The organism is Streptosporangium sp. NPDC002544 (assembly GCF_040295965.1).
Lineage (GTDB): Bacteria > Actinomycetota > Actinomycetes > Streptosporangiales > Streptosporangiaceae > Streptosporangium.
The window spans coordinates 248724-266360 of the sequence record NZ_JBEOWJ010000001.1 but is presented as its reverse complement, the minus strand read 5'-3'; the positions used below and the strand labels follow the sequence as shown (position 1 = coordinate 266360).

Genomic DNA, 17637 nt, shown 5'->3' with positions numbered 1-17637 from the left:
GCACGAAGTGCGGTGGCCAGGCCCAGGCAACCGGCTCGATGAGTGGTGTTTCCGGGCGGAAATCTCGCCGCAACCACTGAAAGTGTCCGATCGACTACCTAGAGTGTCAATCAGCGGGAAGTCCGGCGTGGCGACGGGCAGAACCATGCATTATTTGACGAGACAGTCAGAGAATGACAAAAAGCACGGCCCGCACCGGAGTGCGGGCCGTGCTTTCGATATTCCTGCCGAGAGCCGTCGCTCCCGGACGGTCACCGGCCCCTCAGACGCAGGCCGTACGGACGACCTCGGCCAGCCGACCGGCCAGCTGCTCGGCCTGCTCCGCCGAGGCGGCCTCGACCATGACGCGGATCATCGGCTCGGTGCCGCTCGGCCGGATCAGCACCCGGCCGGTCTCCCCCAGCTCCGACTCGGCGACGGCGACCGCGGCCTCCAGCTCCGGAGCCGAGGCCTTGGCCCGGTCGACGTCCTTGACGTTGACCAGGACCTGCGGCAGGCGGGTCATCACCGAGGCCAGCTCCGCCAGCGACTTCTTCGCCCGCGCCACGACCGCCAGCAGGTGCAGCGAGGTCAGCAGACCGTCCCCGGTGGTGGCGTGGTCGAGCATCAGGACGTGGCCGGACTGCTCGCCGCCCAGGTTGTAACCACCCGCCCTCATGGCCTCCAGGACGTAGCGGTCGCCCACGGCGGTCTCCACCACGTCGATCCCCGCGCTCTTGAGCGCGAGCTTGAAACCCAGGTTGGACATGACCGTGGCCACCACGGTGTCGCCGACCAGCTTCCCCTCGGCGTGCATGGCCATGGCCAGCACCGCCATGATCTGGTCACCGTCGACGACCTCGCCGGTGTGCGAGACGGCCAGGCAGCGGTCCGCGTCGCCGTCGTAGGCGATGCCCACATCCGCGTTGCGGGAGACGACGATCTGCTGGAGCTTGTCCAGGTGGGTGGAGCCGACCCCGGCGTTGATGTTGAGGCCGTCGGGGCGCGCCCCGATCGTCTCCACCGTGGCCCCGGCCCGCAGCAGCGCCTCGGGAGCCACCATGTGGGCGGCGCCGTGGGCGCAGTCGAGGACCACGTTGAGGCCGTCGAGACGGCAGTCCACCGTGGACAGCACGTGGGACACGTAACGGTCGGCCTCGCCGTACGCCTCGCGCACGCGGCCGACCGAGGCACCGACAGGGCGCTCCCACTTCTCGCCGACCCGCTGCTCGATCTCGTTCTCCACCGCGTCCGGCAGCTTGTAGCCGCCACGGGCGAGGAACTTGATCCCGTTGTCCGGGGCGGGGTTGTGGGAGGCGGAGATCATCACGCCCATGTCGGCTCTGAGAGCCGTGGTCAGGTAAGCGACCGCCGGGGTGGGCAGCACGCCGAGCCGGAGAACGTCCACGCCAGACGACGCAAGGCCGGCGACCACCGCGGCCTCCAGGAATTCTCCTGAAGCCCGGGGGTCCCGGCCCACGACGGCGACGGGGCGGCCTCGCCGCCCGACGCTGGCGCTGAACGCCCCGGCATCGCCGAGGACATGAGCCGCGGCCACGGACAGGTCCATGGCGAGCTCGGCCGTGAGGTCGCGTCCCGCGACCCCACGTACCCCGTCGGTGCCGAAAAGGCGCCCCAACTTAACGCTTGCTGTACTGCGGAGCCTTACGGGCCTTCTTGAGACCGTACTTCTTGCGCTCGGTGGCGCGGGCGTCACGGGTCAGGAAGCCTGCCTTCTTCAGCGGCGGGCGGTTGACCTCGACGTCCAGGGCGGTCAGCGCGCGGGAGAGACCCATGCGCAGGGCACCGGCCTGGCCGGTGACGCCACCACCGTTGATGCGGGCGATGACGTCGAACTGGTCCTCGGCGCCAAGAACCACGAAGGGCTCGTTGACGATCTGCTGGTGGACCTTGTTCGGGAAATAGTTCTCAAGCGTACGACCGTTGATCGTCCACTTGCCGGTGCCCGGCACGATGCGCACGCGGGCGACGGACTCCTTGCGGCGCCCAGTGCCGTACGAGTTGCCGGTGGTGATGGGCTTGCGGACGGCGACGTCGCCGCTGACAGTGGACTCGGAGGTGTACTCGGAGGGGAACTCCTCCGCGGAGTACGCTTCCTGATCGCCCTCGATGGGCGTCTCGACACCGGTGGGCTCAGCCACGGTTCTCCTCTAACTTTCCTACTCGGCGTCGGCCGTCGGCCAACGCTGCTGGCGACAAGCAGCTAGCGACTACTGGGCGATCTGGGTGAGCTCGAAGGGCACCGGCTGCTGCGCCTGGTGCGGGTGCTCGGAACCGGAGTAGACCTTGAGCTTCTTGATCATCTTCCGGCCGAGAGCGTTCTTGGGCAGCATGCCCTTCACGGCCTTCTCGACGGCGCGGTCAGGACGCTTGTCCATGAGCTCGCCGTAGGTCATGGAACGCAGACCGCCCGGGTAGCCCGAGTGGCGGTAAGCCTTCTTCTGCTCAAGCTTGTTGCCGGTCAGCGCGATCTTGTCGGCGTTGATGACGATGACGAAGTCACCGGTGTCGACGTGGTTGGCGAAGGTCGGCTTGTGCTTACCGCGAAGCAGGATCGCGACGTGGCTGGCCAGCCGGCCAAGCACGATGTCGGTGGCGTCGATGATGTGCCACTGACGCTCGACTTCGGCAGGCTTGGGTGTGTACGTGCGCACGGTCGTATGCCTTCTTTGGTCGCGTCTTCGGCGCTGTCGGAGATGACAGCAACATGGGTCGGTAGGTGCGGGCACACGACAGCCCGGACCTTCCGTCTCCAGAACAGAGGAGATGACGCCGGACGCGCCGCGTATCGGTCTGCAGAGGAGACCAATTCGCACACAACGAACTAGCAGAGTACCGGCGCGAATGAGCACGAGTCAAAAAGACACGACTCTCCGGCGGTGCCCCTGGCATTCTACCCGGGACCCGGCAGTGCCCGGGAACCGCCACACACGGGCGGGCGATCGGCCATGAGACCGCGGTTCCCGGGAAGCCCGCCACCGGAACCCGGCGAGGAACGTGGATCCGTGACGGTTCCAACACGTTCTCATCATTCTCTTTTTCCTCACCGCAAACATCTCTATCTTTGATAGCGGTATGTGGCAGCTTCCTCACCCCGGGCATACCCAGCGAGCGCGCCTGCGTCGTATGGGGGTGTTCGTGTGCCTGATGACGGTTCTGCTGGTCGGCTTCATCATCGGCCGGGGCAGCCGCGACGAGGAGGCCGCCGACCAGATCTACCTGAACAACCCCGGGTCGACCAGGCCCACGCCCAGCAACGGCGCCCTGGCCGGGCAGGTGGAGCGGGCTCCGCTCGCCCGGGTCGCCCGCCCCTCCGCCCTCCCGACCGTCCCGGCGGACCGGCGCCCGCGCCCCACCCACGACGCCGACACGAAGCTCGGCGGATCCGGCGACGACGGCCCCTCTCGCTACCTGCTCAACGGCAACGGTGACGACGACGCCACCACCCCCGCCCTCGGCGCGATGGAGCGCGAGGTCGTCAGGCTCGTCAACATCGAGCGCAGGCGGGCCGGGTGCGGGCCGCTCCGCATCGACCGGAGGCTGATCTTGTCCGCCAGGAGGCACTCGGCCGGGATGGCGTCCGCCGGCAGCCTCTCCCACACCTCTCCCGACGGCACGTCGCCCTGGGAGCGGATGGACGCCACCGGCTACCGTGACGGCGGCGCGGAGAACATCGGGCGCGGCTACACCTCTCCCGACGAGGCGGTGCGGAACTGGATGGAGACCAGCGGCCACCGGCGCAACATCCTCAACTGCGAGCTCACCGCCACCGGCGTCGGAGCCGTCCAGGGGCCCGACGGGCCGTGGTGGACCCAGGACTTCGGATACTCCTGAGCCGACCGGCCCTGATCCCGGGCTACGCTCGGCGCATGGGTTTTCCCGTGGAGCCGCCGCGCCGCCAGCCTTACAACCGGCCTGACGCGTCGCCGCCCGCACAGGGCCAGCACTGGTTCGACGCCTCGCCGCACAACCGTGCCCCCGAGCCCCCGCGGGCGCCGCAGGCGCCGCCTGTCCAGCCTCCCCCGCCGCAGGAGCGACCACGGCAGGAGATGTGGAGCCCGTACGACGAGGGCCCCCGCTCGCGCCGCCCGATCTTCATCGCGCTCGGAGCACTCGCCGCGCTGATCGCCGGGGGCGTCGGCCTGGCCGTGCTGGCCAACTCCGACCCCGCCCCGGTGCCCGGGGCGGCGACCCCCTCGGCCCAGGCCCCCCTCGTGCCGCCCGCCAACATCGCGAACGGCAAGTTCGGCCTCGCCTCCTCCCGCGCCACCGACCCGTACGCCCTCACCCTGAACGAGGTGTTCAAACACCGGAAGATACGGATCGGCAAGCAGAACTACCTGATGACCACGCGCAGGACGGACCGGAAGTGCGGCGAGGCCGTGGTGGGAGACAAGCTGAAGAAGGCCCTCACCGCCGCCAAGTGCACCCAGCTCCTGCGCGCCAGCTTCCGCGACGCCTCGGGGAAGATCATCGGAACCGTGGGAGTCGCCAACCTCAAGACGTCCGCGGGGGCGACCAAGGTCGTCTCGGCCAGTTCGGGCAAGGAGCGGGAAGAGTACATCAAACCGCTTCCAGGTAAGGATAAGGTCACCAAACTTCTCGGAACCGGCGAGGCTTTCGTCGGCGAGTGGCGCCATGGGCACTACGTGGTAATGGTCTGGTTCCAGTACAAAGACGGGCACCTGCCGAAGAAGAACGAGGTCAAGCAACTGAACCAGGCGGCCTTCGGAGCGGCGGACGCGACCGTCACCCCCGCGCTGGAATCGCGTTCGCTGACCGGCAAGCGACCCTGAGCACGGGGCCATACTGTCGCTTTCAGGCATGAATCCGGCAGACGATACAGCCATACCCGCATGATGATCTCCAGCTGTCGCTAGGCTGCCGCGTATGCGTGGCCAGGAATCCGGGTCCGAGCACCGACATGAAGCCGAGGGTTCGGCGACACCGGCGACGCCGCCGCCGAGTTTCGGCCAGCCCTCGCCCCACGTGCCGCGGACCGATCTCGCAGGTGATGAGCAGCCCGGCGGTCCTTCCGCGTGGCCGGAGACGGATCCGGGTGCGGCCCAGCCATGGACGGTCCCCGGCGACGACGGGGCTCCCTACGACTGGTACGCCCAGCCGGAGGACGGCCCGCCGCTGTCCACCGCGCCCATCGTGCCGGGAGCACCGCCCTGGCAGCCGCCTCCGGCCTTCACCGCCGCCGCCGCGGGCATGCAGGTCTGGCCCTCGTCCGGGCAGCAGGCTCCCTGGCCCGCCGCGACCGGCGAGCCGGTGTGGACGGACCAGGAGGAGACCGTCGCCCGCCCGGGAGAGCCCGGCGACGTCGCCGTCTGGCCGCCGGACGCGGTCTTCCAGGAGGAGCGCGGCGGGGGCGAGAAGACGGCCGGCGTCCGCGCCGCCTCACCCCGGCAGGCCCCCCTCGCCCACCAGGACCCGCCACCCCAGGCTCCCGCCCTCTCTTCCGGCGGTCCCCAGGACGACTCCCAGGACGTCCGCCAGGACGTCCGCCAAGACAGTGACCGATCCGTGCCGGCGGCTCGGCCCCCCGTGTCCGCACCCGTCGCGCAACCCGTGGCGACCGAGCCGGAGCCGATCTCGCAGGCGCCCCTGCCGGCCACCGAGCAGACCGCTCCCGCCCGGACACCTCCGGCCGCCTCCGGCCCGCCCGCACCGCTCTTCACCCCTGCGGAACAGGTGACCCCGCCCAGCGGCGTCCCGGCGGTCGCCTCGCCGTTCCCGCTCCCCGCCTTCCCTCCCCCGCCGCTGACGTCCCCATCCGCGAGCGAGCCGCCGGCACCCCCGAGCGACCCGGCGGCGACGCGCGGGCCGTTCACCCCGCTCTCCGCGTTCACCCCCGAGCCGCCCCCCACTCCCCCACCGCCTACCCGCGGCAAGGCCGGCACGACGCTGCTCGCGGCCGTGGTCGCGGTCGTGGTGGTCGGCATCGGCGTCGGGGCCTTCTTCGCCTACCAGTCGTTCAACGCCAAGCAGGCGGCGAACGCGGCGGATCCGATCCTCGGTCCGGGAAAGATCGACCCCACCGACAAACTGGACATCACCAGTGAGCCCGAGCCGATCAACACCACGATGCTCAACTCCGAGAAGACCGACCCGGGCAAGATGACCGTGGCCGACGCCTTCGTCAAGAAGGTGTCCGTGGCGGGGACGACGTTCACCCGGGTCAAGACCAACCTCACCGAGCAGTGCCAGAAGGCCGCGACCGGCAAGTTCGCCGGCACCCTGCGCAGCCAGGAATGCCGCCGGGTGCTGCGGGCCACGTACGTGGACAGCAAGCGCAGGTACGCCGTGACCACCGGGATCGCCGTGCTTCCCACCCGCGAGTCCGCGGTCGCCGCGGACCGGGCCAAGGACCTGGAGCGCAACCTCTGGTTCCGCGGCCTGCCCTCGGCCGCCGGCACGGGCGGTGAGCGGGTGCACATCGCGGGCGGCTACGCGGCCGGGATGGTGTGGGGCCGCTACATCGTGTTCAGCTACGCCACCTACAGTGACGGCCATACACCGACGGCCAAGGAGAAGGCCCTGGGCAAGATCAGCGGTGCCTTCCGCGACCAGACCGCGAAGGTCGTGGAACGCCGCGTCACGAACTGAGCGTCCGCACCCGGCGAGTCTCCGCGGCCCGCCTGGCGAGCTCCTCGGCGCCGGGGTAGCGCACCTCCTCAAGACAGAGCCCGTGCGCGGGCGCGACGTGCACCCCCGAGTCCCGTACGGCCCGCGACAGCACCCCTTGCGGCCACTCGACCGTGAGCCTGCCCTCACCGACGGGCAGCAGCGACCCGACGAGCGCCCGGACCATGGAATGGCAGAAGGCGTCGGCCACGACCGTCGCCACGATGAACCCGTCCTCGCGGACCCAGTCGAGCCGCTGCAGCTCGCGGATCGTGGTCGCGCCCTCACGCCTCTTGCAGAACGCGGCGAAGTCGTGCTCACCGAGGAGACCGGCGGCGGCCGCGTTGAGCCTGTCCACGTCCAGGGGCCGGTTGTACCAGACGATCTCGCGGCGGCGGAGCGGGTCGACCCCGCCGGGGGCGTCGGAGATCCGGTAGGCGTACCGCCTTGACAGTGCCGAGAACCTCGCGTCAAAGCCTTCAGGAGCCACCGTGACGCGATGCACACGTACATCTGGGGGGAGGACTCCGGCGAGCCTCCTGCGCGTGGCAGAAAGCCTCTCGTCGAGCTCCTCCACCGATCCGGGCTCCCACGTGGGCACCCCGCGGCGGTTGCGGCTGTCCAGCGCGCCGAGCACGCCGGCGTCCAGGTCGACATGGGCCACCTGGCCGCGGGCGTGCACGCCCGCGTCGGTCCGCCCCGCCACGGTCAGCGCCGGAGGCTCGGGAAGCCGGAGGATCCTGCCGAGCGCCTCCTCGATCTCCCCCTGGACCGTACGCCGTCCCGGCTGCTTGGCCCAGCCGGAGAAGTCGGTCCCGTCATAGGCGAGATCCAGCCTCAGCCGCACCACGATGTTCCTCTCGAAAGACTCTCGGAGAACGGAAAGGGCCCGGCATCCCGGTGGAGGGAGTGCCGGGCCCATTCACTGGGCCTGAAAGATCAGGCGTTGTCCTTCTTGGCCTCGGTCTCCTCGGCGGGAGCCTCGGTCGCCTCGGCGGTCTCCTCGGCGCTCTCGGCCTTGGCCTCCTCGACCTTGGCCTCCTCAGCCTTGGTCTCCTCGGCCTTGGCGGCCGGGGCGGCCTTGGCGGCCTGGGTCTGGCCGACGCGGACCGTGTTCAGCGGCTCGGACACCAGCTCGATCACGGCCATGGGGGCGGCGTCGCCCTTACGGAGGCCGACCTTGGTGATCCGGGTGTAGCCACCGGGACGCTCGGCGAAGGTCGAGGCGATCTCGGTGAAGAGGTGGTGGACGACACCCTTGTCCCTGACGACCGTCAGCACCTGGCGACGGTTGTGCATGTCGCCCTTCTTCGCCTTGGTGATCAGCTTCTCCGCCAGCGGGCGCAGACGCTTCGCCTTGGCCTCGGTGGTCTTGATCCGGCCGTGCTGGAACAGCTGGGTGGCGAGGTTCGCCAGGATCAGCCGCTCGTGGGCCGGGCTGCCGCCGAGACGGGCACCCTTGGTGGGCCTAGGCATAACGTTCTCCTTGGGAGTAAACCCGCCCCGGCCGTACGAGGTACCGGGGTCGGGCCGGGGAGTCGCTCACGATCCCCGTTACAGAAAAATCAGTACTGCTCGGTCTCGACGTAGGCGCTGTCGTCGTCGTCGTAGCCGCCGCCGGCCACCGCGCTCGGGTCGAACCCGGGCGGGGAGTCCTTGAGCGCGAGCGTCATCTCGTGCAGCTTCTGCTTGACCTCTTCGATGGACTTCGCACCGAAATTCCTTATGTCGAGGAGGTCCTGCTCGCTGCGCGCCACGAGCTCACCCACGGTGTGGATGCCCTCGCGCTTGAGGCAGTTGTAGGAGCGGACCGTGAGGTTCAGCTCCTCGATCGGCAGTGCCAGGTCGGCGGCCAGGGCCGCGTCCGTCGGCGACGGGCCGATGTCGATGCCCTCGGCCTCGACGTTCAGCTCGCGGGCGAGGCCGAACAGCTCGACGAGGGTCTTGCCCGCGGAGGCCACCGCGTCGCGGGGCTTCATGCACGGCTTGGTCTCGACGTCCAGGATCAGACGGTCGAAGTCGGTGCGCTGCTCGACACGGGTCGCCTCGACCTTGTAGGTGACCTTGAGCACCGGGGAGTAGATGGAGTCGATCGGGATGCGACCGATCTCCTGGCCCGGCTGCTTGTTCTGCGCGGCGGAGACGTAACCGCGACCGCGCTCGACGGTCAGCTCCATCTCCAGCTTCGCCTTGCCGTTCAGGGTGGCGATGCGCAGCTCGGGGTTGTGCACCTCGACACCGGCCGGGGGCGCGATGTCGGCGGCGGTGACGTCACCGGGGCCCTGCTTGCGCAGGTACATAACCACCGGCTCGTCGTGCTCGGAGGAGACGACCAGGTCCTTGAGGTTCAGGATGATGTCGGTGACATCCTCCTTCACACCCGGCACGGTGGTGAACTCGTGCAGCACGCCCTCGATGCGGATGCTGGTCACCGCCGCGCCCGGGATGGACGACAGCAGCGTGCGCCGCAGCGAGTTGCCGATGGTGTAGCCGAAGCCCGGCTCCAGCGGCTCGATGATGAACTTGGACCGGGTCTCCTCGATTGACTCCTCGAGGAGGGAGGGACGCTGAGCGATCAGCATGTTGAATCTCCCTTGCATGACGGCGCCCGCTATTTGACGCCGCTCGAACAACAGCATAGGTGCCGTGCGGCGAATCGCCGCACGGCACCTGAGGAGCCGCTACTTGGAGTAGAGCTCGACGATCAGCTGCTCCTGGACCTGGGTGTCAATCTGCTGACGGACCGGGAGCTGGTGGACCAGGACGCGCAGCGCGTCCGGGACGACGCCGAGCCACGCCGGGTACGTCTTGTCACCGGCGGTGGCGCGGGCCACCTCGTAGGGCAGGAGGTTGCGCGACTTCTCGCGGACCTCGACGATGTCGTGCTCGCGCACCCGGTACGACGGGATGTCGACCTTCTTGCCGTTCACCAGGATGTGGCCGTGACGGACCTGCTGGCGGGCGGCGTCGCGCGACTCGGCGAAACCGGCGCGGTAGACCACGTTGTCGAGACGGCTCTCCAGGATCTGGAGGAGGTTCTCGCCGGTCTTGCCGGTCTTGCGGTTGGCTTCCTCGTAGTAGTTGTGGAACTGCTTCTCGAGGACGCCGTAGATGCGGCGGGTCTTCTGCTTCTCGCGGAGCTGGAGCTGGTACTCAGACTCCTTGGGACGGCCGCGGCCGTGCTCACCCGGCGGGTAAGGACGGATCTCGATGGGGCACTTCGCGGACTCGCACTTCTTGCCCTTGAGGAAGAGCTTGGTCTTCTCCCTGCGGCAGAGCTTGCAGTCCGCACCCGTGTAACGAGCCATTTTCTATCTTCTCCTGGGCTCAGACGCGACGGCGCTTGGGCGGACGGCAGCCGTTGTGCGGCACGGGGGTGACGTCCTGGATGGACCCGACCTCAAGACCCGTCGCCTGCAGCGAGCGGATCGCGGTCTCACGACCGGAGCCGGGGCCCTTGACGAAGACGTCGACCTTGCGCATGCCGTGCTCCATGGCGCGGCGGGCGGCGTTCTCCGCGGCCATCTGCGCGGCGAACGGGGTGGACTTGCGAGAGCCCTTGAACCCGACGTGGCCGGCGCTGGCCCAGGAGATCACGTTCCCACTCGGGTCGGTGATCGAAACGATCGTGTTGTTGAACGTGCTCTTGATGTGGGCGTGCCCGTGAGCGACGTTCTTCTTTTCCTTGCGGCGCACCTTCTTCGGTGCACCCTGGCGGCTCTTAGGAGGCATTCTGTGCCTTCACTCCTGAGGTCTTCGGTCCTGCGGCTACGCGGACTACTTCTTACCGGGCTTCTTCTTACCGGCCACGGTCTTCTTCTTGCCCTTACGGGTGCGTGCGTTGGTCTGCGTGCGCTGACCGTGCACGGGAAGGCCACGGCGGTGCCGGATGCCCTGGTAGCACTGAATCTCGATCTTGCGACGGATGTCGGCCTGAACTTCGCGACGGAGGTCACCCTCGATCTTGTAGTTCGCCTCGATGTAGTCGCGCAGCGGGACGAGTTCCTCGTCCGTGAGCTGGTGAACGCGAAGGTCGCCGTTCACACCGGTGGCCTTGAGGGTCTCGAGCGCGCGCGTGCGGCCGATCCCGAAAATGTAGGTGAGAGCGATCTCCAGCCGCTTGTCGCGGGGGAGGTCGACGCCAACCAGGCGAGCCATGGTCGGGCATTCTCCTTCGTTGTGGCGGAGGTCCTACGCCTCACTTCCCCTCCCCATGCCCGGGGTGAGGGCCCCGGCCTCCGACCGGGGGTCTCCTGCGGGGTACGGCGCGAGCCGCCTGCGCAGGTGTGAAACGCGATTACCTTGGAAGCCCCACATGGGTCGAGCCCGCCTCTTGGGAACGGACTCTCGTGGGGCCTGTTGGAACGACTAGCCCTGGCGCTGCTTGTGGCGCAGGTTGTCGCAGATCACCATGACGCGACCGTGCCGGCGAATCACCTTGCACTTGTCACAGATCTTCTTGACGCTCGGCTTGACCTTCATAGTCCTATTCGTCCCTCAGACGCTTACTTGTATCGGTAGACGATCCGCCCACGACTGAGGTCGTAGGGGCTCAGTTCGACGACAACCCTGTCGTCAGGAAGGATCCGGATGTAGTGCATCCGCATCCGCCCGCTGATGTGGGCCAGGACCTTATGGCCGTTATCGAGTTGCACCCTGAACATCGCGTTCGGGAGCGACTCAACCACAGTGCCCTCGATCTCGATGGCGCCGTCTTTCTTGGCCATGTCCCTCGCGTTTCACTGATCGGTCGTCTGAGGCTTCGGAACACTAAGCAGCCGCGACCCAGCGCTTCGATGAGAGCGGCGGTTGCGACACCGCCGACGCGCAATGGTCATAGTGAACCGAAGAAGGAGTGTACGGCACCGGGCGAGGAAATGCGAAACACACGGCCGGCACCTTGACACAACCGCTACAAAGGATACCGCAGATCCCTTCAGGGATGGACGGCACGGTTCGACGCGCGAATGCTCGTGGCCTCATTGTGGCATGTCCAGCCTGGTCAGGCCAGCACTCCTACGGCCCGGTCAGACCGGATCCCCGCGGACGACCGCCCCTATCGAGGCCGCCCGAGAAGATCCGCCCGACGTCCCGCGGCGGCTCGCGCCATGGGCAGGTCCCGATGACCCGGCACCGGGAGCCACACCCTCCCCACCACTCAGGTGGACTTCTTGTCCCCGCCCAGCCCGGCGAGGACGGTCGTCACCAGCAACACCACACCCCACGGGCCCATGACCCAGAGCGGCCACGGGTAGGGGAAGTCGAGGCCGCTGGTCACTCCGATGATGAGCCAGATCATCCAGTTGACGCCGCTGGCCGTCGCCCAGGCGGCCCAGGCGGCCGCCAGACCCTTCTGCGCCTTGTCCTGCTTGTCCCCCTTGGCGCGCTCAGGGGCGCGGGAGGGGGTCTCTGGAAGCCGGCGCAGGTCGACGTCGGGAAGGTCGGAGGTGAGGACGGCGAGCTCGCCGTACGTCTTGCTGCTGTAGAGCTGTTCGAGGCGCTCGTCGAACTCCTCGGTGGTCAGGCGGCCCTGCGCGTAGTGCTCCCGCAGGACCGAGGCGACCTTGTCGCGGTCCCCGTCGGAAGCTCGCATATCTGGACCAGCCGCCATATCAACCACTTCCGCTCACCGGCGAGCCTGATCTAGCCCGCGTCTCCCAACAAGTCGACAAGCCGCTCTTTACCCCCGTCAAGGGCGGTCAGTACCCAAGGTCCATTATGTGTCACGGCGACGCTGTGTTCGAAGTGTGCCGAGGCCTTACCGTCGATCGTGACCACGGTCCAGTCGTCGGCCAGCACCTTGGTCCGGTCCGTCCCCAGGTTGACCATGGGCTCGACGGCGAAGCACATACCCGGTTCGAAACGCGGGCCACGGCCCGGTTTGCCGTGGTTGGCCACCCACGGGTCCATGTGCATCTCGGTGCCGATGCCGTGCCCGCCGTACTCCTGCGGGATGCCGTAGCGCCCCTGGGAGCGGACGTACTTCTCCACCTCGTGCCCGATATCGGACAGGTGGCGACCCACGGTGAGCGCGGCGATGCCCCGCCACATGGCCTCCTCGGTGACCCGCATCAGCTCGGTCAGCTTGGGGTCCACCTCACCGATGCCGACCGTGATGGCCGAGTCGCCATGCCAGCCGTCCAGGATGGCACCACAGTCGATCGAAATGACATCGCCCTCCCGCAGCGCCCTGCGGTCGCCCGGGATGCCGTGGACCACCTCGTGGTTGACCGACGCGCAGATGGTCGCCGGGAAGCCCTGGTAGCCCTTGAAGGAGGGGATCGCCCCCTCGCCTCTGATGGCCTTCTCCGCGATCGCGTCGAGGTCCAGGGGCGTCATGCCCGGCTGGACGCTCTCCCGCAGCAACTGCAGGGTACGACCGACCACCAGGCCCGCCGCCCGCATCTTCTCCAGTTGTTCGGGCGTCTTCAGCTGAATTCCGTGCTTGTTCTTCTTGAACACGTGCACACCCCCTGGGGTGGTTCAACGGGCGGTCCGGGAGCCCAATTCCCCAGATTCTGCCCTAAATGACAGCACGCCACCCATGAGAAGCCATGGGTGGCGTGCAAGGTAGATATCGCTTCGCTAGCCGACGAAGGGGCTCAGGGCCTCCATAGCGCGCTGAGTGATCTCTTCCACCGGACCGGTGGCGTCGACTCCGACAAGGATGCCCTCGTCCGCGTAGAAGGAGACCAGAGGGGCGGTCTGCTCCTGATAGACCTCCAGGCGGTGCCTGACGGTCTCCTCCTTGTCGTCGTCGCGCTGGTACAGCCGGCCGTCACAGGCGTCGCAGATGTCGTCCTTCTTGTCGTCGAAGTCGACGTGCCAGATACGACCGCACTGGCTACAGGTGCGGCGCCCGGCGAGCCTGCGGACGACCTCCTCGTCGTCGACCACGAGCTCCAGAACGATGTCCAGACCGGATCCGAACTCGGCGAGGATCTTCTTCAGGATCTCGGCCTGGGGCACGTTCCTGGGGAAGCCGTCGAGCAGGAAACCGTCCTGCGCGTCTTTCTCAGCGAGGCGGTCACGGACCATCGCGATGGTGACCTCGTCAGGCACGAGGTCACCGCGGTCCATGTATTCCTTGGCAAGCTTGCCGAGCTCCGTACCACCCGAGACGTTGGCACGGAAGATGTCACCTGTCGAAATCTTCGGGATCGACAGGTTCGACGCAATGAACTGGGCCTGTGTCCCCTTACCCGCTCCGGGGGGCCCGACCAGGACGAGGCGCACTATTTCAGGAAGCCTTCATAGTTGCGCTGCTGCAGCTGGCTTTCGATCTGCTTCACGGTGTCAAGGCCGACACCAACCATGATCAGAATGCTCGTCCCTCCGAACGGGAAGTTCTGACTCGCACCGACGAGCGCCAGCGCGACGATCGGCACCATGGAGATCAGGCCCAGATACAGCGCGCCAGGAGCGGTGAGTCGCGTGAGCACATAGTTCAAGTACTCAGCCGTCGGGCGCCCCGGGCGGATGCCCGGGATGAAACCACCGTACTTCTTCATGTTGTCGGCGACTTCAACGGGGTTGAAGGTAATCGACACGTAGAAGTACGTGAAGAACACAATAAGCAGGAAGAAAGTGATCATGTACGTCGGGGTGGTCCCTCCGCCGCCGAACTCCTGCGAGATCCACTGGATGATCTTGTTCGGCTCTTCCTGGCTGTTCGTGAAGAGCGTCGTGATCAGCTGCGGAAGGTAGAGCAGCGAGGAGGCGAAGATGACCGGGATGATGCCGGCCTGGTTGACCTTCAGCGGGATGTAGGTCGACGTCCCGCCGTACATCCGGCGGCCGACCATGCGCTTGGCGTACTGCACCGGGATCCGGCGCTGGGCCTGCTCGACCATCACGACCAGGGCGATCATCGCGATACCGACGACGATGACCACGGCGAAGACGAAGCCGCCCTTCTGCCTGGCGATGTTCAGCAGCTCGGACGGGAAGACGGCGATGACCTGAGTGAAGATCAGGATGGACATGCCGTTGCCGATGCCGCGGTCGGTGACGAGCTCGCCCAGCCACATGACGACGGCGGTGCCGGCGGTCATGGTCAGCACCATCGTGACGATGGCGAAGACGTTGTCCTTGTCGAGGAGGATCTCTTCGCGGCACTGCGGGAACAGCTGGCCGCCGCGGGCCAGGGCCACGAAGGCGGTCGACTGCAGGACGGCAAGCCCGACCGTCAGGTAACGCGTGTACTGCGTGATCTTGGTCTGTCCGGCCTGTCCCTCCTTCTTGAGGGCCTCCAGGCGCGGGATGACCACGACGAGCAGCTGAAGAATGATGCTCGCGGTGATGTACGGCATGATGCCGAGGGCGAACACTGAAAGTTTCAGGAGGGCGCCGCCGCTGAACAGCTGCACCATTCCGTAGATGTTGCCCGCGTCCCCCGCCTGCGCCTGGGTGAGACAACGGCTGATGTTCTCGGTATGCACACCCGGAGTCGGCAGGACCGACCCAAGTCGGAACAGCGCAATGATGCCCAAAGTGAAGAGCAGCTTCTTACGCAGGTCCGGCGTACGGAACGCTCGGGTAAATGCGGTCAGCACGGTCCCTCCTGCGCGCCTGAAAGGCGAGGTCGGTCAGCGATGGTGCGGGGGTGTTCCATCTTTGCCATATCCAGTCAATGAGCCCAAGGAAATGAGTCGAGGCCCACTGTCCAGCGAACTCTAACGCACTACGGGCGCGGGAGCCCATTACGAGCCCCCGCGCCGCGTGATGATGACACCTACAGCTCGGAGACGGAGCCTCCGGCGGCAGCGATCTTCTCCTTGGCACTGGCGGAGAAGGCGTGCGCCTCCACGTTCAACGCCACGGAGATGTCACCGGTTCCCAGAACCTTGACGAGCTGGTTCTTGCGAACCGCGCCCTTGGCGACCAGCGCCTCCACGGTGACGTCGCCACCGTCGGGGAACAGCTCACCGAGCCTGTCGAGATTGACGACCTGGTAGGTCGTCTTGAACAGGGCGTTGGAGAAGCCCTTGAACTTGGGCAGGCGCCGCTGCAGCGGAACCTGACCACCCTCGAAGCCGAGCGGGACAGTGTTCCTGGCCCTCGTGCCCTTGGTTCCGCGACCCGCGGTCTTGCCCTTGGACGCCTCGCCGCGGCCCTTGCGGACCTTCGACTTGTTGGCGCCGGGGGCCGGACGCAGGTGGTGGATGCGGAGCGGAGTGTTCTCTGCCATGTCTAGTCGACCTCTTCCACGGTGACGAGGTGCGTCACCACGGAGACCATGCCGCGGATCTCCGGGCGGTCCTCCTTGACGACGACGTCGCCGATTCGCTTAAGACCGAGCGAGCGCAGCGAGTCACGCTGCTTCTGCTTGCCACCGATCTTCGAGCGGACCTGGGTAATCTTCAGGCGCGCCATGGGCTAGCTCACCGCCTTCGCCGCCGCGGCCTCCGCGAGACCCTCGGCGCGAGCCTTGAGCATCGCCTTGGGGGCGACGTCCTCGATCGGCAGGCCACGGCGGGCCGCGATCTCCTCGGGGCGGCTGAGGCCCTTCAGAGCGGCCACGGTGGCGTGCACGATGTTGATCGGGTTGTCCGAGCCGAGCGACTTGGACAGCACGTCGTGGATGCCCGCGCACTCCAGCACGGCGCGCACCGGGCCACCGGCGATGACACCGGTACCGGGCGATGCCGGACGCAGGAAGACGACGCCGGCGGCCTCTTCGCCCTGCACGATGTGCGGGATGGTGCCCTGGATACGGGGCACCTTGAAGAAGTGCTTCTTGGCCTCTTCGACACCCTTGGCGATCGCCGCGGGCACTTCCTTGGCCTTGCCGTAGCCGACACCGACCATGCCGTTGCCGTCACCGACGATGACGAGGGCGGTGAAGCTGAAGCGACGACCACCCTTCACGACCTTGGCCACTCGGTTGATCTTCACAACGCGCTCGATGTACGAGACGCCCTTGTCAGCGTTGCCACCGCGGCGGTCGTCACGACGACCGTCACGCCGCTCGCCACCGGCGGCGCCACCGCGACGCGGAGCTCCAGCCATTAGTGGTTCCTCTTCTCATTCGTAAGACGGGCCATCGGTTGCGCACTGGTGAAAGGAGTCATCAGAACTCCAGTCCACCTTCGCGGGCGCTGTCCGCGAGAGCCGCGATGCGGCCCGCGTAGCGGTTGCCACCCCGGTCGAACACGACCGCGGTGATCCCGGCTGCCTTGGCCCGCTGAGCGAGAAGCTCGCCGACCTGCTTGGCCTTGTCGGTCTTGGCGCCCTCGGCCGAGCGCAGGGAGGCGTCCATGGTGGAGGCGCTCACCAGCGTGTGGCCCTGGGCGTCGTCGACGATCTGCACGAAGAGGTGCCTCGTGGAGCGGTTGACGACCAGACGCGGACGCGTGGCCGTACCGACAACCTTCTTGCGGACTCGGCCGTGGCGGCGGGCCCGCGAGACGGCGCGGGCGGCCGTGTGCTTGCCGAACGCAGTCTTGCCAGCCATGCCTACTTACCAGCCTTTCCGACCTTGCGGCGGATAACTTCACCCTGGTAGCGCACGCCCTTGCCCTTGTACGGGTCGGGCTTGCGCAGCTTGCGGATGTTCGCGGCGATCTCGCCGACCTTCTGCTTGTCGATGCCGTCCACGTGGAACAGCGTCGGCTTCTCGACGCGGAAGGTGACACCCTCGGGAGCGTTGACGATCACCGGGTGGCTGAAGCCGAGAGCGAACTCAAGCTGAGTCGGGCTCTTGGCCTGCACACGGTAACCGACGCCCACGATCTCCAGGGACTTCGAGTACCCCTGGGTCACACCGGTCACCATGTTGGCGACCAGGGTGCGGGACAGGCCGTGCAGCGCACGGACCTTGTTCTCGTCGTTGGGGCGGGTGACGGAGAGATTTCCGTCCTCACCCTTGGCGATCGCGATGGGTTCCGCGACCGTAAGCGAAAGCGTGCCCTTGGGGCCCTTGACCGTGACGTCCCGGCCGTCGATGGCGACGTCCACTCCGTTCGGTACGGGGATGGGCAGCCGTCCGATTCTTGACATGCTGTT

23 protein-coding genes are annotated in these 17637 nt (G+C 67.4%); 3 read left to right on the top strand and 20 right to left on the bottom strand.

Translation table 11 applies throughout. The features are described from left to right. Positions 1 to 262: 262 nt before the first annotated feature. The 3 genes from glmM to rplM all read right to left on the bottom strand — a co-directional run bounded on the left by glmM (position 263) and on the right by rplM (position 2654). Positions 263 to 1618: a phosphoglucosamine mutase gene (gene glmM / locus ABT061_RS01340; RefSeq protein WP_350911396.1), complete on the bottom strand. Its 1356-nt coding sequence runs from the start codon at positions 1616 to 1618 to the stop codon at positions 263 to 265. Position 1619: 1 nt separating this feature from the next. After that, entirely contained in the window at positions 1620 to 2141 is a 522-nt protein-coding gene (rpsI, locus tag ABT061_RS01335) for a 30S ribosomal protein S9 (protein ID WP_030912863.1), read from the bottom strand. A 69-nt stretch (positions 2142 to 2210) separates the two neighbouring features. Continuing rightward, entirely contained in the window at positions 2211 to 2654 is a 444-nt protein-coding gene (gene rplM / locus ABT061_RS01330) for a 50S ribosomal protein L13 (protein WP_343968292.1), read from the bottom strand. Between the two features lie 493 nt (positions 2655 to 3147). Here rplM and ABT061_RS01325 point away from each other — a divergent pair, with 493 nt between their 5' ends. The 3 genes from ABT061_RS01325 (at position 3148) to ABT061_RS01315 (ending at position 6612) form a co-directional block, all read left to right on the top strand. Continuing rightward, the gene (locus ABT061_RS01325) at positions 3148 to 3834 is read left to right on the top strand and encodes a CAP domain-containing protein (protein WP_350911394.1); all 687 of its coding nucleotides are present in this window, start codon (positions 3148 to 3150) and stop codon (positions 3832 to 3834) included. Positions 3835 to 3869: 35 nt separating this feature from the next. Beyond that, positions 3870 to 4796 (top strand): hypothetical protein, encoded by a 927-nt coding sequence (locus ABT061_RS01320; protein WP_350911392.1) that lies wholly within the window; start codon positions 3870 to 3872, stop codon positions 4794 to 4796. A gap of 94 nt (positions 4797 to 4890) precedes the next feature. Further along, positions 4891 to 6612 carry a hypothetical protein gene (locus ABT061_RS01315; protein ID WP_350911390.1) on the top strand — a complete coding sequence of 574 codons (1722 nt, stop codon included), beginning with the start codon at positions 4891 to 4893 and terminating at the stop codon, positions 6610 to 6612. On the opposite strand, the gene truA is transcribed toward ABT061_RS01315, so the two are convergent. The 17 genes from truA to rplF form a co-directional block, all read right to left on the bottom strand. Continuing rightward, on the bottom strand, positions 6602 to 7480 hold the full coding sequence (gene truA, locus ABT061_RS01310; RefSeq protein WP_350911388.1) for a tRNA pseudouridine(38-40) synthase TruA: 879 nt from the start codon (positions 7478 to 7480) through the stop codon (positions 6602 to 6604). The genes ABT061_RS01315 and truA overlap by 11 nt on opposite strands. Before the next feature lie 89 nt (positions 7481 to 7569). Then, on the bottom strand, positions 7570 to 8106 hold the full coding sequence (gene rplQ, locus ABT061_RS01305; RefSeq protein WP_350911386.1) for a 50S ribosomal protein L17: 537 nt from the start codon (positions 8104 to 8106) through the stop codon (positions 7570 to 7572). 89 nt (positions 8107 to 8195) lie between these two features. Beyond that, positions 8196 to 9212 (bottom strand): DNA-directed RNA polymerase subunit alpha, encoded by a 1017-nt coding sequence (locus ABT061_RS01300; protein WP_030912872.1) that lies wholly within the window; start codon positions 9210 to 9212, stop codon positions 8196 to 8198. A gap of 99 nt (positions 9213 to 9311) precedes the next feature. Continuing rightward, complete coding sequence (rpsD, locus tag ABT061_RS01295; protein WP_030912875.1) at positions 9312 to 9938, bottom strand: 30S ribosomal protein S4; 627 nt, start codon at positions 9936 to 9938, stop codon at positions 9312 to 9314. A gap of 19 nt (positions 9939 to 9957) precedes the next feature. After that, the gene (rpsK, locus tag ABT061_RS01290; RefSeq protein WP_012887860.1) at positions 9958 to 10362 is read right to left on the bottom strand and encodes a 30S ribosomal protein S11; all 405 of its coding nucleotides are present in this window, start codon (positions 10360 to 10362) and stop codon (positions 9958 to 9960) included. A 45-nt stretch (positions 10363 to 10407) separates the two neighbouring features. Continuing rightward, a complete protein-coding gene (gene rpsM / locus ABT061_RS01285) occupies positions 10408 to 10788 on the bottom strand; it encodes a 30S ribosomal protein S13 (protein ID WP_012887859.1) in 381 nt (126 codons plus the stop codon). 210 nt (positions 10789 to 10998) lie between these two features. Then, positions 10999 to 11112 carry a 50S ribosomal protein L36 gene (rpmJ, locus tag ABT061_RS01280; RefSeq protein WP_003956441.1) on the bottom strand — a complete coding sequence of 38 codons (114 nt, stop codon included), beginning with the start codon at positions 11110 to 11112 and terminating at the stop codon, positions 10999 to 11001. A 23-nt stretch (positions 11113 to 11135) separates the two neighbouring features. After that, positions 11136 to 11357, bottom strand: coding sequence for a translation initiation factor IF-1 (infA, locus tag ABT061_RS01275; RefSeq protein ID WP_012887858.1), 222 nt, complete (start codon positions 11355 to 11357; stop codon positions 11136 to 11138). A 431-nt stretch (positions 11358 to 11788) separates the two neighbouring features. Next, positions 11789 to 12223 carry a DUF1707 SHOCT-like domain-containing protein gene (locus tag ABT061_RS01270; protein ID WP_350911381.1) on the bottom strand — a complete coding sequence of 145 codons (435 nt, stop codon included), beginning with the start codon at positions 12221 to 12223 and terminating at the stop codon, positions 11789 to 11791. A gap of 50 nt (positions 12224 to 12273) precedes the next feature. After that, on the bottom strand, positions 12274 to 13092 hold the full coding sequence (map, locus tag ABT061_RS01265) for a type I methionyl aminopeptidase (RefSeq protein WP_350911379.1): 819 nt from the start codon (positions 13090 to 13092) through the stop codon (positions 12274 to 12276). Positions 13093 to 13215: 123 nt separating this feature from the next. After that, positions 13216 to 13866 (bottom strand): adenylate kinase, encoded by a 651-nt coding sequence (locus ABT061_RS01260; protein ID WP_030912884.1) that lies wholly within the window; start codon positions 13864 to 13866, stop codon positions 13216 to 13218. Continuing rightward, a complete protein-coding gene (gene secY, locus ABT061_RS01255; RefSeq protein ID WP_343968316.1) occupies positions 13866 to 15185 on the bottom strand; it encodes a preprotein translocase subunit SecY in 1320 nt (439 codons plus the stop codon). Before secY ends, ABT061_RS01260 begins: the two co-directional genes overlap by 1 nt. A 179-nt stretch (positions 15186 to 15364) precedes the next feature. Then, complete coding sequence (gene rplO / locus ABT061_RS01250; protein ID WP_350911377.1) at positions 15365 to 15820, bottom strand: 50S ribosomal protein L15; 456 nt, start codon at positions 15818 to 15820, stop codon at positions 15365 to 15367. Between the two features lie 2 nt (positions 15821 to 15822). After that, the gene (gene rpmD / locus ABT061_RS01245) at positions 15823 to 16005 is read right to left on the bottom strand and encodes a 50S ribosomal protein L30 (RefSeq protein ID WP_030912892.1); all 183 of its coding nucleotides are present in this window, start codon (positions 16003 to 16005) and stop codon (positions 15823 to 15825) included. Between the two features lie 3 nt (positions 16006 to 16008). Next, a complete protein-coding gene (gene rpsE, locus ABT061_RS01240; RefSeq protein WP_030912894.1) occupies positions 16009 to 16641 on the bottom strand; it encodes a 30S ribosomal protein S5 in 633 nt (210 codons plus the stop codon). A gap of 61 nt (positions 16642 to 16702) precedes the next feature. Beyond that, positions 16703 to 17086 (bottom strand): 50S ribosomal protein L18, encoded by a 384-nt coding sequence (rplR, locus tag ABT061_RS01235; RefSeq protein ID WP_030912897.1) that lies wholly within the window; start codon positions 17084 to 17086, stop codon positions 16703 to 16705. Positions 17087 to 17088: 2 nt separating this feature from the next. Beyond that, entirely contained in the window at positions 17089 to 17631 is a 543-nt protein-coding gene (rplF, locus tag ABT061_RS01230; protein WP_343968323.1) for a 50S ribosomal protein L6, read from the bottom strand. Between the last annotated feature and the right edge of the window lie 6 nt (positions 17632 to 17637).